The sequence below is a fragment of the Candidatus Woesearchaeota archaeon genome (assembly GCA_016214075.1).
Classification (GTDB): Archaea; Nanobdellota; Nanobdellia; order Woesearchaeales; family DSVV01; genus JACRPI01.
This window is the reverse complement of record JACRPI010000040.1, coordinates 1-14,876: the sequence shown is the minus strand read 5'-3', so window position 1 is coordinate 14,876 and position 14,876 is coordinate 1. Positions and strand designations below refer to the sequence as shown.

Sequence of the window (14,876 nt, the reverse complement as noted above, 5' to 3'; positions counted from 1 at the left end):
TTGAACGTACACATAGTTGGTTCAACCGATTTAGAGGGTTATTGATTCGTTGGTCTAAAAGACCAGATGCTTACATAGGATTATTGCATCTCGCATGTGGAATAATTACATGGAGGTCAATCTAATGGGATAGGCTCTAATTACGCACATATATTTAAAGTTTTCGCTATTTTTACTATTGCATAGTGAAAATTTCTTTTTGTATCCCAAGACAAACAGTATTGATTTCAAGCAACTTTTATAACCTACTCTTTATTTTTTACTAAACCATGACATACGCGATCCTCGATTGTTATACAGACGAGCCAGCAGGATTAGGAGTTCCTCCCTATCTCGGCACCTATCCGCGTTATCTCTACGGCTATCTCAAAAAGAATTTTCCAAATGAAGAAATCTATTATTTCACCATTGACGACTTGAGACTCTGGAAAAAGTGGGGCATGAAAGATCCAAACATCAATTTGCCGAAATCAAAAACAACAAACATCACTGTTTACAATCTCACAAAAAATCATGAGAAAATCGCAGAAATTCTCTCCGATGAAACAACAGAAGTCATTGTCATTCTCGGTGTCCATGTTCCAGGGAAATACCTTTCTGCGATGCCGGGAACACTGAAAGAAGTCACTCCATTAATCGCGGGTTTGCCGTGCAAAAAAATACTCACCGGTCCGGCGATCTTTGGCACACAAATGTTTGGCGGTCAATTCACAGAACACATCGACAACACCGTGTTTGAAACACGGGCGTACAATTTCACCTTCGCGGAAATCGCAGCGTTGAGTGTGGAAGGCGCGGAAATTGTCGGGCAAATTCCATGGTATAAAATGCTGGAAATCGAAACAGGAAAAGGCTGTAATGTCGGCAAATGCAGTTTTTGCACAGAACCGCTGAAAAGCAAAGTGCTGTACAGAAATAATGCGGAAATCATCGCAGAAGTCAAGAAACTTTACGATATTGGCGAACGATTTTTCCGTCTAGGAAAACAAACCTGCTTTTATTCATTGCCTGATCCGATTGGCCTTCTCAAAAGCATACGAGAAGCGTGTCCAGAAATAAAAGTGTTGCACATTGACAACGTGAATCCCATTTTTGTCGCAACACCAAAAGGGGAAGCAATCACAAAAGCAATTGTTGAATATTGCACAGAAGGAAATATCGCGGCGTTTGGGATTGAAAGTTTTGATCCCGCGGTTACCAAAGCAAATCTGCTCAATTGCAGCGCACCAGTCGCGATGAAAGCGATTGAATCGATCAATAAATTCGGAAAAGAGCGTGGGCCAAATGGCATGCCCAGATATTTGCCAGGGATTAACATCATTTTTGGGCTTGCGGATGAAAGCAGAAAAACGCATGAAATCAATATGGAACATTTGAAGAAAGTCATCGAAAATGATTGGTGGCTGCGAAGAATTAACATCCGACAGGCAGCGCTCTTTGAAGGAACAAAATTATTTGAAATCGGAGACAAGTTTCTGCGAAAAAACAAGCAGTGGTATTGGAAATGGCGCAATCAGATTCGTCAGGAAATTGATTTTCCTATGTTGCAGAAGGTTGTTCCAACAGGAACAATAATGAAAGATCTGTACGCGGAAATTTATGATGGCAATACGACGTTTATGCGGCAGTTTGGAACCTATCCGTTGATTGTTGGAGTTAAAGGAAGATATCCGTTGAAGCAGTTTTATTCGGTGAAAATCACCAAGCATCAGTTGAGAAGTTTGACTGGTGAAGTGGTGGAATAAGTCATAAGATTTAAAAGCGGTTTTTCGTTTCTCTCTGATTGAGAAAGCATATGACATCAACGACAAATTATCAAAAAAGAAAAGATCTTGGGGAAGTAACTTCCATGCTTTTTGGAATATTGAAAGTAACGCCTGCAGAAGCGACAAAAGTGCATAGTTTTTTTGCAGACAGCGCTCCGCAATATGTAGTGGGTGATGGGTATACTTGTCTATATAGAGAACCGCTTGTTGTTGAACCATCGCATTATTATCGGAGTGAGAGGATCTATGATGTTTTTTCAACTTCTGTTGCTGGTGAATCTATGGAAATGATTATCAGTGTAACGCAGAGAAAAGCAGAGGGTGTTGAAGAAGGCAGATATCATTATAAAATCAATATTGTCATAAAAGGAGGAACTGTTTCTGAAGAGATAAAAAAAGGGATTGAGGAGCGAGTGAAAACTATTGACACGATGCTCTTCGGGATAGACCAGGCAAAAAGAGCGGAATCCTTCAGCAGATACGCACAGTAAAGTATTTAAATCATCTTCTGATTCAAATTAAAAATTGCCCCAGTAGCTTAATGGTGGAGCACGCGGCTGTTACTAAAGCTTGTCTTTAGAAGAAACCGCGCGGTCACCGGTTCAAACCCGGTCTGGGGCGTTCTTTCTCAATGCAAACGCCTCACAACTTTTTCAACCACAAACTATATAAACTTTAAGTTTACACATATAAACTGTGAGTTGAAATGGATATAACAGAAAAAGAAATGCAGTTTATGCTGTTGCTCTTCAAAAATCCAGAAAAAGAGTATAACGCGCATACAATCGCGAAGGAAATAACCATGAGTGCAATGGGCGCGTTAAAAATAGCAAAGCGGCTGGAAAAAGAGCATATTCTCACGTCAAAGCAGCTTGGAAAAGCAATATTTTACAAGCTCACAGTAAACAACGAATACACACAGCAATATCTCACTTTTCTATTGAAAAGAGAAGCAGAAACAAGCCATCCTTATATCAAGCGATGGATTGCAGACATTAGAAAGATAAAGAGTGCGGATGTTGCTCTTCTTTTTGGTTCTGTTCTGAGAAAACATAAAGGAGCAAATGATATTGATGTTTTGTTTATAACAGACCAAAAACGATTTGAAGCACTAAAAAAAGAGATTGAACATATTAATGCAATGAATCCAAAGAAAATACATCCTGTTTATCAAACAAGAAAAGATTTCACAGAGAATATAGTAAAGAAAGATTCAATAGTGCTTGATGCGCTCAAGGGTATTATTGTGTGTGGGGAAGAAACACTTGTCAAAGTGATGGAAGATGACGCAAGCAGCAAATAAGGTACAATGGTGTCTGACAAAGGCACAAAAAGAATAAATCAACCAAAACCTTTAAATAGAACAATCAGTTCCTATATAAGAACTGGTAGTTCCTATGCTTACTGAGAAAGAAAAGCAAATTTTATTGCATTTATTCAAGGATTTCACAACAAGATATAATGCAAGAAGTATAAGCGCAAAAGTAGATATGACTCCAAGAGGCGCGCTCAAAGCGCTCAAAGCGCTTGAAGAACAACAATTTGTCATTGCTGAACCTTTTGGAAAGGCAATAGAATACAAATTTAACGCAGAATCAGCATTAGCAAAGAAAACAATTGAACTCTTTTTGCTGGAAGAGGCAGAACAAGAACATAAACGCTGGCTCGAAGAATTCAAGAATTTTGAAGAAGCGGAAATACTCTTGTTATTTGGCTCTGCTGCAAGAAAAGCAAAGAGCTATAATGATGTTGATCTTCTTATTGTCGTTACACAAGAAAATTTTCCACTCATTAAGAAACGAATTGAAGACAAAAATAAAATTCTCATTAAAAAAATCCACACTATTTTTCAAGCACCAAATGATTTGCCAGAAAATATAAAAAAGAAAGATCCAGTGGTGCTTGATGCAATACGAACAGGAGTCGTATTGAAAGGATGGACACAATATGTTGAGGTTATTGCGAATGTCACAAACAAGTAAACATCTCGATTGGTGCCTGAATAAAGCGTAACCCTTATAAATAAGATCATCTTACTAGTAAGATTAGAGGTGTTTTATCATGGAAGCTTTAGAAGTAACAAGTCTCAGTTCAAGAGGACAAGTAGTTATACCGCAGCGTTTACGAGATAGGCTTCATCTTCATGAGGGAGAAAAGTTTATTGTCATAGGAGAAGATGACACTATCGTTCTGAAGAAAATGGAAGTCCCATCGTTCAAAGGGTTTGAAGGTTTGTTAAAGAAAACAAGAGCCTTTGCAAAAAGTAAAGGACTCAAAGAAACAGATGTAGGAGAAGCAATACGAGAAGTGCGTCAAAGATGAGAGTTGTTTTAGATACAAACGTCTTTATTTCAGGTATTTTTTGGGAAGGGAACGCTTCCTCAGCGATTATTGAAGCATGGAGAAATAGAAAATTTATTCTCATCTCTTCCCATGCAATACTTGAAGAATTTGTCCGAGTTTTACGCAGTTTTAAGATCCAAATGAATGAGGAAATGATTCAGGAATGGGAAAGAATGATTATTGAAAATGCGGTTATTGTTGAGCCACTTCACAAATTAGAAATAGTCAAAGCTGATCCATCTGACGATAAATTTTTTGAAGCAGCTATTGCAGGAAATGCACAGTACATTGTGAGCCAAGATCGTCATTTGTTACAAGTACGAGAATATCAAAGTATGCAAGTCCTCACTCCTTCTGAATTTTTACAAAAATTAAAAGCTCGTCAGTAAAACAGAAGACAATAAATAGCAGGATACCTTACTATTTTTCAATAAAAGAGTTAACACCTGCTAAGAAATTAAATAAAAAAAGAAAGAAAAGAATAATCAAAAAATATTTTTATTGGGGTGGATTGCCTATTATAACTTCATCAATGCACTCTCCCTCAAAACAAAAGGAAGGTGATTTGCAATTCTCAGGGGTACATCCTGCTGCAGAAGTACCAGTCTTTGCAATTGTTGCAGTATCTACATCCTTAAAAACAGAGACACACTCTCCTGTTGCCGCATTCCACTCTTTTCCTACTGGACAATCGCTTGCCCTCACAAGCTTCTTAGTTCCAACAGCTTCACCACTCAAATCACTATCACTCAACGAAACGCTTCCCGCTCCGCTGTTCAACACCAACACCACAATTCCCACAATCGCGACGATAGCGACAATGGACAATAAATACAAATTCGTTTTTTCTTTTGCCATTATAAAACACCTCTTTTTGAATATGTTTTGTTCTCTTCTCGCTAAATGAATATTTAAGTCTTTTGTTTTGCCACACAGTAAACTTTATATTATAGGAGACCTGCGTAATGCTCATGGCAAAAGCAGAACCAGAAAAAAATGACAAAAACAGTAAGGAATCTGATTCTAAACATCCACTTCATCCAGATAATCTCAAAGCGCATGGCGCGAAAATCGCGCAGCATATTGCGGATAGTTCTGTTGTTGTTGGCGCGGGCATTGTTCGCGGCTCACAGATAGTGGGAAGCGGCGCGGTCGCCGCGGCGAAAAGCACAAAAGCAGGAGTAGAAGCGGGCGTCAGCGGCTTTAAGAAATTTCTCAACGCGACAGCGGAAACACTCCATCTCAAAAAACCAGACTTCCGACCCTTAGACCAGTTAGAAAAAGAAGTTTCACCATATCTTCCAACAGAGCTCGCGAAACGGTGGTATTGGAAAAACGTCAAACTCACGCCAACAGTAGGAAAAGGAAATCTTGTATTAAATTGGACGAGAATTTTCTGCTGGCATGACGATCCGTTCAGAGACGATCTTCTTTATCCAATCGATGATTTTTTCGTGCTTGATAAAGACAGAAAATCAACACTCAATCATTTCCTTGTGAAAGGAGAAGCCTATGGAACACTCACAGGAGACAAAGGCTCTGGAAAAACTGCGTTCATTCATTGGATTGCGTGGGAATTAAACGCGCACCATCCTGAAGTTGTTCCTTGCCTCATAGACTGTTCAGCGAAAAAAGTAAATGATGGAGAGCTCATCAAACAGCTGATGTATCCATTCCTTAATATCTATCAAAAAACAGTGTCGAGGCCATTTGAGGAAATGAGTGCGCAAGAACTTAGCACCTATATAAAAAATAAAGTAGGCGAAAAGCCGTTTGTTCTTCTCGTTGATGAGCCGTATAATATCAACGAAAAAGGGCTTGACGTTCTTCTCACGCTTCAGAAAACAGGAATCCGATTCCAGCTCATCATCGCGGGAGAAAAAGAAGAAATAAAAAAATCTCCGCTCGGCAAAGGGTTAAAAGATGCGCTGAAGTTTGAGTTAGAAGGTTTTGATCTTCCGCAAACCGCGTCATTTCTCAAAAAAAGAATAGAAGCGGTGGGTGGGGAAGGAACATATCCTTTTGACCAGCAAACGCTGAAAATGCTGAGAGATCACGCGAGAGGAAATCCTTTGCACATTCTCGAGTTGGCAAAAGAAAAAGCAATCCAGTTATCTATCGATCATAAAGAGGAAATTGTTGAACAGCAGCAGACAATCCTCAAAGCGCGGGAAGAAGCCGCGCGGAAAAACGCAGAAGAAGAGCGTCAGAAAAGAATCGCTGAAAAAGAGAAACTAAGAGAAATGCGGGAAGCGGATAGGGAGAAACATATGCAGGCGCTTGAACGCCAGCGGTTTGAAGAAGAGAAGAAGCATCTCGAGGAGCTCAGGCAAGAAGATATGCAGCTCGATAAAATTGATGAAGTGATTGGCGCGATTGTGAGTACTCCAGAAAAAGGAACAAAACAAAAAGGAAAAGAAGATACTTCAGAAATGCAGAAGCAGGAAGATCTTGTCAAGTCAGTCGTTGGTCATATTCCTGTGGAAAAAAATGTAGGGCAGGTTCTTGCGGAAGATCCATCGCTCGCGAACGATTTAGAGCAGGTTTTCGCGGAAACAGAGAAAGCGCGTAAAAAAAGCGATGACGATAAAAAAGCGAAGAAGAAAAGATAAACATGGTATTCCCCTCTCTCAAGCAACAGGTTCGATCAGCAATCTCGTTTAGAAAATATTGGAAGACTTTTCTCTTTATGCTCTTGTTTGACGCGTTGTTTCTTGGCTGTCTCTACGCGGCAGCTGCAATATTTGATACAATATTCTCCAATTATGAAGCATCGCTTATTGGAACGTATGTCGGGTATGGATTACTCCTCTTTTATTTTGCTGCGGTCTGTTTTGCGTATTCATTTTTCACCTACGTGAATCTGAGTTTTCTCAATACAATTCAACAAGTGCAAAGCGCGTTTGATTTTTCAAAAAAGAAAGTGCTCAGGTTTTTTGGGTATAATCTTGTGATGGGATTGACACTTTTTATTGTGTTCTTTCTCGTTTGGACATTCCTTTCGATAGCGATGGTGACTCTGCTCAAACAAACAATGGTTCCGATCTTCTTATTGCTCTATGTTTTGTTTTCTTTCCTTTTCCTCCAGCTTTCTCATGTGCTCTTTGTTGCAAAAAAAGAAATAACGCTAATGGAGCTTGTCAAAAATACATTTCACCTGTTTTCATGGAAATGGGTTGGGCAATGGGTGCTCTGGAATGTTTGTGGAGGAATTCTTGTATTTCTTGGCTACATCGCGTTGTTTAGCATTCTTTCAGCAATTGGGCAGAATGTCGCGGATACAGCAACACTGATGCAATTCTACGCGGTGAATATTCTAATTTTCTTCTATCTTGTTTTCGTGACGTATTGTTTTGTCTTTTTCAACAGGTTGTTTTTGTTTGTTGTTATTGGGAAAGAAATCGAAAAGAAGAAACTTTAAATAGGATGTAGAAATCAACAAATGCGGAGGAGATTTCTATGGTAAAAGTAATCGTATACAGTACAAATTCATGCCCCTGGTGCGTGAAAGTAAAAGACTTTTTGAAGGAAAACAAAATTGACTATATCGAGCACAATGTCGCGGAAGACGCGAAAGCGCTCCAGAATATGGAAGAAAAGTCAGGACAGCGGGGTGTTCCAGTGTTGGACATTAACGGCACCATCATCGTTGGCTTTGACAGAGACGCGATTAAAGCAGCGTTGAAATTGAAATAAGTTTTTCTTTTCTTTTTTTCATTGTCTTTTTTCCACAACATTTATATTTCTGGTTAGGATAATAACGCCGAGAGCGGGATTTGAACCCGCAGAAGTGTGACCTTCACGGCTCTCTGAAGCCTGCTCATCACAGGTTTCATCAGACCGTTGCCATAACCAGATTAGGCGATCTCGGCAAAAGAGATAATAATTTCTTAAAACAAACACATTAATTACTTTATCGACGAGTTTTCCGAAAATCTTACGGATGTTCCGAAGGATTTTCGGATAAAGCGAATACGTTTCGGTATTTTTGTTTTTTCGCATGTTTTTTTCGAACATACCGAAAGAAATAATCACATCAAAAACTATTAAAGCCGCAGAAAACCTCCTTTTCTCATGCCAAAGATCAAGCTGCTGGATGACGCCTTAATCAACAAAATAGCGGCAGGAGAAGTGATTGAACGTCCCGCTTCTGTGGTTAAAGAGTTAGTCGAAAATTCGATTGACGCGGGAGCGGCAATAATCACTGTCGAAATAGAGGAAGGCGGAAAATCAAAAATCCGAGTAACAGACAATGGGAGTGGTATGGAAAAAGAAGACGCGCTGTTATGCCTTGAACGCCACGCGACAAGCAAAATCACAGACGCAGATGATTTGTTTAAAATCACCACAATGGGTTTTCGCGGAGAAGCGCTTTCATCAATTGCGGCAGTTGCGGAACTTTCGTTAAAGACAAAAACAAAAGGGGCACAAACTGGCTTCAAAGTTCTTTCCAGTGGGGGAAAGTTTGTGGAGTCGCATGATATTGCGATGCCAGATGGAACAAGTATCGAAGTAACAAACCTTTTCTTCAATGTTCCTGCGCGAAAAAAACACCTCAAGACAATCCAGACAGAATTGCGGCAAGTAGCGGAGCTCATGACAAAGTACGCGCTTGCGTATCCAGAAAAGACAATAAAGCTCATGCACGGGCAGCAGGAAATCATTTTTGCGCCAGCAACAACAAATACGATTGACCGAATTCTCAGTGTCTACGGAAAAAAAGTGACGTACGGCATGCTTCCTGTAGAGTACAGCTACAATGAAATCAAAATCAAAGGCTTCCTGAGTAAGCCCACAATCACAAGAAACGACAAAGAAGTCCAGCATATTTTTGTCAATCATCGTGCGGTAAAAAACAACATTATAAGTAAAGCAGTCTATGACGCGTATCACACGCTGTTGCATCTGGAGAATCACCCGCTGTTCATTCTCAATGTTACTATAAATCCAGGGCTTATTGATGTGAATGTCCATCCGCAAAAAGCAGTGATTCGTGTTGAAAGAGAAAATGAGTTATATCTTGCTGTTTTCAATGCAGTGCGAAATACGTTGGATAACGCGAAGCTTGTTCCGATTATTGCGGAAGAAAAACCAACATTCACCCAGTCGCCCTTAATGGCAAAGCAGTTTACAGTGCAAGAAGAAAAGCAAATGTTTTTTGCGGAAAAAGAAGAGGGCAAAACACAAAAAGGAGAAACTTCTGCTGAAATTTCTGCGCAGGAAATGCTCGATTGTGCATTGCAGAAAGTCGTGGGAACTGAAGCGCAAGATAATGAAGAAAAAAGCAGTGGAGAAGAAAAAGAACAAGACACTTCTAGATCACTCACTACAGAAGCGTCAGCGATTGCAGGAACAGAACGCATTTCGACGCTCAAACTTATTGGAAGAATACATAATGTTTTTTATCTCGCGGAAAACGAGCTAGGGCTAATCATTATTGATCAGCACGCTGCGCATGAGCGTGTACTCTACGAAAAATTCATGGAACAATATTATGGAAAAAACATCAAAACACAAGAGCTTCTTGTTCCAGAAGAAATAGATTTTTCGCCTGCGGAAATGCTGTTGTATCAGGAGAATAAAAAATACATTGAACAATTAGGATTTCATTTGGAAGAATTTGGAAGAAACACGCTGCTGCTTCGCACAGTTCCTTCGATTCTGGGCAGACTTATTGACAAAGAGACAATTCATGAAATCATGGCGCAGATAAATGACAAAGCAATGTTGTTGAATGAAGTGCAGGAAGAGAAAATCATCAGAACAGCGTGCCGTGCTGCTGTAAAGGCAAATGATGTCGTGCATCTACAGGAGATGCAAACGATTCTTCAGCAATTGCAAAAATGCGAGCAGCCGTTTACCTGTCCGCATGGCAGACCAACAATGATTCAGTTTACGATTCCTGAACTCGAGAAGAAATTTAAGAGAGTAGTGTAAAATGAGAAGTTTCCATGGTTTTATATTTCGAGAGATACAGTTGTTTTGGGAGAACTTGAGATTATTTTTTCGTAATCATAAGACATTGTTTGACATTTTATTCTTGACTTTGTACACGCTACAACAAGTATTTCTCTTTCTGTTGATATTGATCTGGCCTGAATACGCGTATATCTTTTCAGGAATATTTGCGCTTGTTGTTATTACAACCATTTCTTTTGAGAAGATTTGTATGGAGAGTAGATATAGTTGGTTAAAAGAAGGAATGGTGGATCACGAGATGGAGAAACAGATAATGATAGCAGAATATCAAAATCTAGAGCAAGATAATAAAGAACTCAGAGAATCTTTGAGGAGAATAAAAAGAAAATAGAAACAAATATATATAGAGAAAAGAGCAAAAAATAAGAAAGGTGTGTAAATTGGACAAAAGAGAGATAGACAAAATAATCAGGGAAAGCGAAAAGAGAAGCAAAGAAAGCAGAGTTCGCTTTGAAGAAGCAATTAAACGTATGACTGAAGTGCAAAGAGAAATGTGGAATGCGATGCGATAATCCTTTTTCTGAACACAATCTTTAAATACCTCCGACTGCATCGGTAAAGACAGGTGGGCAAATGTTATTAGAGGTACTCAAGCAGGATAAATATTTGACAATACTTATCGTGGTGGTTGGTCTCATTTGGTTCTTTGTCTTTCTCCGAAATGTCTGGGTATTGAATAAAAGCACAACTGACTTTCAGCAGCAGTATCATCAGATTATCAACGCAGATGAGTACAAAGTAAAAGGAAAGTTTGAGAATTAGTTTTGTTCTTGTGTATATCTTTTTTTCATAAATAGTGCCATCTGATGTTTCGAGTGATATAGTTGAGGTGCCAATATTTCGAACCTGTATGCACCTCAACTATAGCAGACGCAATAAATTATCGTAACTTGTTTGCGTCTGCGGAATAGTGAACGCACTATCTTTATTACAATAATTTGGTGCGTTCACTATATTCAGCAAAAGTGGTTTCAAATGTTCGAAAATTAACCACTTTTGCTATATAATATTTTTTTATCGATAAAATAAATAATAAAGACATGGGAATTCTCTAGAGCTGCTAAACGATTGTTCATCTTGTAAGGCGATTTATTCCGTAGCAAGGCGAATATTATTTAATAATAAGAGATGCGTTGCTCAGAAGCAAGAGACAATACGCGCTCCAGCAAAGCAAAATGTCAGGGGGACCCAATGCTCCACAAGAGCATGGGGGTGTTGTGGAAGCAAAATAAGAATAATCAATGATTTCACTTGCACGATTGGATAGCGCCCCAAATAGTAAACTATATTAGGAAGCAAGCGAAGAAAAGACAATAATGGTCAAAATAGAAAAACAGGAACAGCCGCGAACACCGTGGCTCTGGATTATCGGAGGTATTATTGTTTTCTCTATTATCAGTTTCTTTGTTTTTATTTTCGCGGTTATTTTTATTGCGAGTGATAGTGAACCAACAACAGGCAATGTTGCGGTTATTCCAATGAAAGGAGTGATCATGATTGACAGCGAAGACCGTTTGTTCTCGACAAATGTCGCCTCTTCAACAGAGATTGTTGCGCTTATCAAAAAAGCGGAAAATGATCCTTCTATCAAAGCAATTGTGTTTGACATCAATTCTCCCGGCGGAGCGCCAGTCGCGTCTGCGGAGATTGCGCGCGCGATTAAAGAATCAAATAAGCCAACTGTTGCGGTGATTCGCGAAGTCGGCGCGTCAGGTGCGTATTGGGCGGCAAGCGCGGCGGATCATATTATTGCGAATGAAGTTTCGATTACAGGAAGTATTGGCGTGCTTGCGTCCTACTTGGAGTATGGCGATTTTTTGACGCGGTATAATGTCAGCTATGCGCGTTTTGTTTCAGGAGATCATAAAGATATGGGATCACCATATAGAGAAATGACAAATGAAGAAAAAGAAATTTATCAGCAAACATTGGACAAGTTGCACGCTGTTTTCATTGGTTCTGTCGCGGAAAATCGCAGGCTTGAATATGGTTATGTGGAAGAACTTGCGACAGGGCAGATTTATATTGGAAGTGAAGCGGTGGATCTTGGATTAATTGATCAGCTTGGTGGAAAGCAGGAAGCGTATGCGTATATTGGAAGCACGCTGAACATCACAGTAGCGCCTGTTCTTTTTGAAGAAGAAAAATCATTTTTTGAAGTGCTTGCGTCTGCGTTGGACAATTCCGCGTTTCATGTTGGTACAGGCATTGGCGCGGTGCTGGTGGAAGATGATAGGGGGATAAAAATATAATTTCAAAATCCTCTGCTGCAAAAGATTTATAATTGCTCTTTTTCCTCCGCAAGAATATGCAAGAAAAAACAGTATCAATTATTCTTCCAACCTATAATGAAAGAGAAAATATTGCGCTTCTTATTCCTAAGATTGAGCTTTTATTTCAAAAAAAACAGCCGTATCAATTAAAAGAGATTATTGTTGTTGATGATTATAGCCCAGATGGGACTGCTGTTTTATGTCAGGAGCTTCATAAAACATACAAAAATATTGTTGTGCTTCAAAAAGAAAAACAAGGCATTGGAGCAGCATTGCGCTGGGGGTATGATCATGCGCGGGGAGAGATCATTTTATCTATGGACTCCGATCTTTCTTTTTCTGTTACAGATATTCCTATTCTTCTGGATAAAATAGGGAAAGGGAATGATCTTGTTCTTGGTTGCCGTCATAGTGTTCAAGGCGCGGGCTATGAAACTAAAAAAGTGAGTACTGCCATTAAAGGAGTGATCAGTGGTTTTGGCAATAAAATTATCCCTCTTATGTTGAATATTCCTATTCATGATTTCTCTGCGAATTTTCGTGCGATTCGCAAAGAAGTGTGGAGTTCTCTTTTAACAACAGAAAAGACAAACCTGCTGCTTTTAGAGATGATTGTTAAAGTACAGAGGAACGGATATAAGATAGCAGAAGTTCCTGTTATTTTTTCTGAAAGAAAGTTTGGAGTCTCTAAACTGAATCTTTCTCTTGAGTCTCTTCGCTTTGCGTATCGCCTGCTGTTTTATTATTGGTAGGATTCTTTGATCTATGATTTTTTACCGCTATTCCTACTCCATAACTGATGTATCCTATAAGCAAAATACAAAAGAACAAAGATTCTATTTTTATGCTGTTATTGAGAAGATACAGCTGACTTTTATTGGAGCATGTTTGTTCTAAAGGAACACCATTATATTCCATTGAATCATTAATGATTTGAATATACAATTCTCCTCGTGCGCATAATGTATTAAATTCTGTTGTGTAGTATTCTTGCATGGTTTCTATGAAGGAGGTACACAGGCTATTGTCTTCAAAGTAAATAAAAATAAATTGATTAGTCTGTTTAGGGTCCCCTTCAATGATAAAGGGCGCAGAAATTCGGCAATAAATAGGGGGGAGACTTGTCGTCTTTAAGAAATTTGCATAGTTATTAACATAGGGACCAAGTATTATGGTTGAGTATTCTCCTGCACGCAGGTCTTTTGCTAATATTTTTCTATTTATTGTTACATTATGAATATATGGTTCAAGAGAGTCAAGAAGTCCAATAGTTATAAAGTTCCCCGCAACAGCCATGTCAGTATCATTTATGGAGTTTTCTTGTTGTTCATAATAATCAGTAAAGTTGCTCTCAGAAACATGTTCATACGGGTTCTCGTTAAACAAAAGATCATACCTATGAAAATAATCTCTTTCTACAAGTATCTTCCCTTCTGTTTCAGGGAGCATAGTAAGCGGCCTCTCAACATCATATTTTATCCTGTCAAGAAACTTTTGGTCATTAATCCCATGATTTTGAAAAATATCACGTACTGTTAATCCTCCAAGAGTGATGTAGACAATGAAGAGAAATGTGAAGATCATGCCTAAAATACAGTATAACGCTTTTTTGTTGTAATCTCTCTTAAACTCTTCAACAAAACAGAAGATGTTCATGCAATAAAATGGCGCAAGGGGAAGAATATACCTATATTGGTCAATAAGTTTATACAATCCAAACTTATTTCCCACAAGAAGAATAAGTACAGGAAAGCTTATACATGCAACGAATGAGAAAAGGTCAAATTTTTTGTAGAAAACAAGACGAAGACCACTCACAATTATGCCAAGATACAAAAGGAGGAATAACCCATTATACCAGTACGTAAAGGTCACTAACTCTTTGATCATTGAAGTATAGGTTTGCACAACGGGATTATAGGTATGAATAATGTAGTTGTAAATCAAAAAGTGATTGAGAAAGAGTATTGCGGAGAGAAATAAAATAAATATTGGCGCAAAGAGGAGCATAATATTCTTTCGCTGTTCTTTCAAAAATAAGAGTATCTCTGTTATGGTTACTTTTTCTTCTTTTCTCCATAGTAAATAAGATGTAATAAAATAAAAAAGGATTGTGGGTGCAGCGACAAGGGGAGTATTATGCGGCTTTGAAAACAGGGCAAAACTAAAAAATATTCCTGACACTAAATATTTCCACGTATTCTCTTTGTAGTAAAGGGTGTAAACTCCAAAAATAAGGAACAGGGTCGCAGAAATAGAAGTAATGTCACTGGTTTTCCCGAATAAAAAAAGAGTTATGAAATAAACAAAAAAAAGACTTTCTTTTCCAGTTTCTTTCTTTTTCATTTGTGTAAGTAAATAGCCTATAGTAAAGAGACTTAGAGCCTATCCCATTAGATTGACCTCCATGTAATTATTCCACATGCGAGATGCAATAATCCTATGTAAGCATCTGGTCTTTTAGACCAACGAATCAATAACCCTCTAAATCGGTTGAACCAACTATGTGTACGTT

General features: G+C 38.7%; 16 protein-coding genes and 2 tRNA genes. 15 read left to right on the top strand and 3 right to left on the bottom strand.

The genetic code is table 11. The features are described 5' to 3' along the window. Window positions 1–269: 269 nt before the first annotated feature. The 7 genes from HZC31_07505 (at window position 270) to HZC31_07475 (ending at window position 4,498) form a co-directional block, all read left to right on the top strand. Window positions 270–1,745 (top strand): radical SAM protein, encoded by a 1,476-nt coding sequence (locus tag HZC31_07505; GenBank protein MBI5003204.1) that lies wholly within the window; start codon window positions 270–272, stop codon window positions 1,743–1,745. Window positions 1,746–1,795: 50 nt separating this feature from the next. Further along, window positions 1,796–2,257 (top strand): hypothetical protein, encoded by a 462-nt coding sequence (locus HZC31_07500; GenBank protein ID MBI5003203.1) that lies wholly within the window; start codon window positions 1,796–1,798, stop codon window positions 2,255–2,257. A 36-nt stretch (window positions 2,258–2,293) separates the two neighbouring features. Continuing rightward, a tRNA-Asn gene (locus HZC31_07495) sits at window positions 2,294–2,387 on the top strand. An 85-nt stretch (window positions 2,388–2,472) separates the two neighbouring features. Next, complete coding sequence (locus HZC31_07490; protein ID MBI5003202.1) at window positions 2,473–3,069, top strand: hypothetical protein; 597 nt, start codon at window positions 2,473–2,475, stop codon at window positions 3,067–3,069. 94 nt (window positions 3,070–3,163) lie between these two features. Next, window positions 3,164–3,748, top strand: coding sequence for a nucleotidyltransferase domain-containing protein (locus tag HZC31_07485; GenBank protein ID MBI5003201.1), 585 nt, complete (start codon window positions 3,164–3,166; stop codon window positions 3,746–3,748). A gap of 79 nt (window positions 3,749–3,827) precedes the next feature. After that, window positions 3,828–4,088, top strand: coding sequence for an AbrB/MazE/SpoVT family DNA-binding domain-containing protein (locus HZC31_07480; protein MBI5003200.1), 261 nt, complete (start codon window positions 3,828–3,830; stop codon window positions 4,086–4,088). Next, window positions 4,085–4,498: a putative toxin-antitoxin system toxin component, PIN family gene (locus HZC31_07475; GenBank protein ID MBI5003199.1), complete on the top strand. Its 414-nt coding sequence runs from the start codon at window positions 4,085–4,087 to the stop codon at window positions 4,496–4,498. Before HZC31_07480 ends, HZC31_07475 begins: the two co-directional genes overlap by 4 nt. Before the next feature lie 109 nt (window positions 4,499–4,607). Here the strand turns inward: HZC31_07475 and HZC31_07470 are convergent, their stop codons facing one another. Continuing rightward, window positions 4,608–4,967: a hypothetical protein gene (locus tag HZC31_07470; protein ID MBI5003198.1), complete on the bottom strand. Its 360-nt coding sequence runs from the start codon at window positions 4,965–4,967 to the stop codon at window positions 4,608–4,610. Between the two features lie 113 nt (window positions 4,968–5,080). On the opposite strand from HZC31_07470, the gene HZC31_07465 reads away from it, so the two are divergent. From HZC31_07465 to HZC31_07455, 3 genes are read left to right on the top strand one after another with little or no spacing between them, the layout of a single operon-like run. After that, window positions 5,081–6,721, top strand: coding sequence for an orc1/cdc6 family replication initiation protein (locus HZC31_07465; GenBank protein ID MBI5003197.1), 1,641 nt, complete (start codon window positions 5,081–5,083; stop codon window positions 6,719–6,721). A 2-nt stretch (window positions 6,722–6,723) separates the two neighbouring features. Continuing rightward, complete coding sequence (locus HZC31_07460) at window positions 6,724–7,530, top strand: hypothetical protein (protein MBI5003196.1); 807 nt, start codon at window positions 6,724–6,726, stop codon at window positions 7,528–7,530. A 38-nt stretch (window positions 7,531–7,568) separates the two neighbouring features. Next, window positions 7,569–7,805: a glutathione S-transferase N-terminal domain-containing protein gene (locus tag HZC31_07455; GenBank protein MBI5003195.1), complete on the top strand. Its 237-nt coding sequence runs from the start codon at window positions 7,569–7,571 to the stop codon at window positions 7,803–7,805. Window positions 7,806–7,870: 65 nt separating this feature from the next. Here HZC31_07455 and HZC31_07450 read toward each other — a convergent pair. Then, a tRNA-Ile gene (locus HZC31_07450) sits at window positions 7,871–7,981 on the bottom strand. A gap of 202 nt (window positions 7,982–8,183) precedes the next feature. On the opposite strand from HZC31_07450, the gene mutL reads away from it, so the two are divergent. The 5 genes from mutL to HZC31_07425 all read left to right on the top strand — a co-directional run bounded on the left by mutL (window position 8,184) and on the right by HZC31_07425 (window position 13,113). Further along, a complete protein-coding gene (mutL, locus tag HZC31_07445) occupies window positions 8,184–10,046 on the top strand; it encodes a DNA mismatch repair endonuclease MutL (GenBank protein MBI5003194.1) in 1,863 nt (620 codons plus the stop codon). 148 nt (window positions 10,047–10,194) lie between these two features. Then, complete coding sequence (locus HZC31_07440) at window positions 10,195–10,419, top strand: hypothetical protein (GenBank protein ID MBI5003193.1); 225 nt, start codon at window positions 10,195–10,197, stop codon at window positions 10,417–10,419. Between the two features lie 242 nt (window positions 10,420–10,661). Continuing rightward, window positions 10,662–10,850, top strand: a complete 189-nt coding sequence (locus HZC31_07435) for a hypothetical protein (GenBank protein MBI5003192.1) — start codon at window positions 10,662–10,664, stop codon at window positions 10,848–10,850. A gap of 554 nt (window positions 10,851–11,404) precedes the next feature. Next, a complete protein-coding gene (gene sppA, locus HZC31_07430) occupies window positions 11,405–12,340 on the top strand; it encodes a signal peptide peptidase SppA (GenBank protein ID MBI5003191.1) in 936 nt (311 codons plus the stop codon). A 56-nt stretch (window positions 12,341–12,396) separates the two neighbouring features. After that, a complete protein-coding gene (locus HZC31_07425) occupies window positions 12,397–13,113 on the top strand; it encodes a glycosyltransferase (protein MBI5003190.1) in 717 nt (238 codons plus the stop codon). Here HZC31_07425 and HZC31_07420 read toward each other — a convergent pair. Next, window positions 13,049–14,707: a hypothetical protein gene (locus HZC31_07420; protein ID MBI5003189.1), complete on the bottom strand. Its 1,659-nt coding sequence runs from the start codon at window positions 14,705–14,707 to the stop codon at window positions 13,049–13,051. The genes HZC31_07425 and HZC31_07420 overlap by 65 nt on opposite strands. Between the last annotated feature and the right edge of the window lie 169 nt (window positions 14,708–14,876).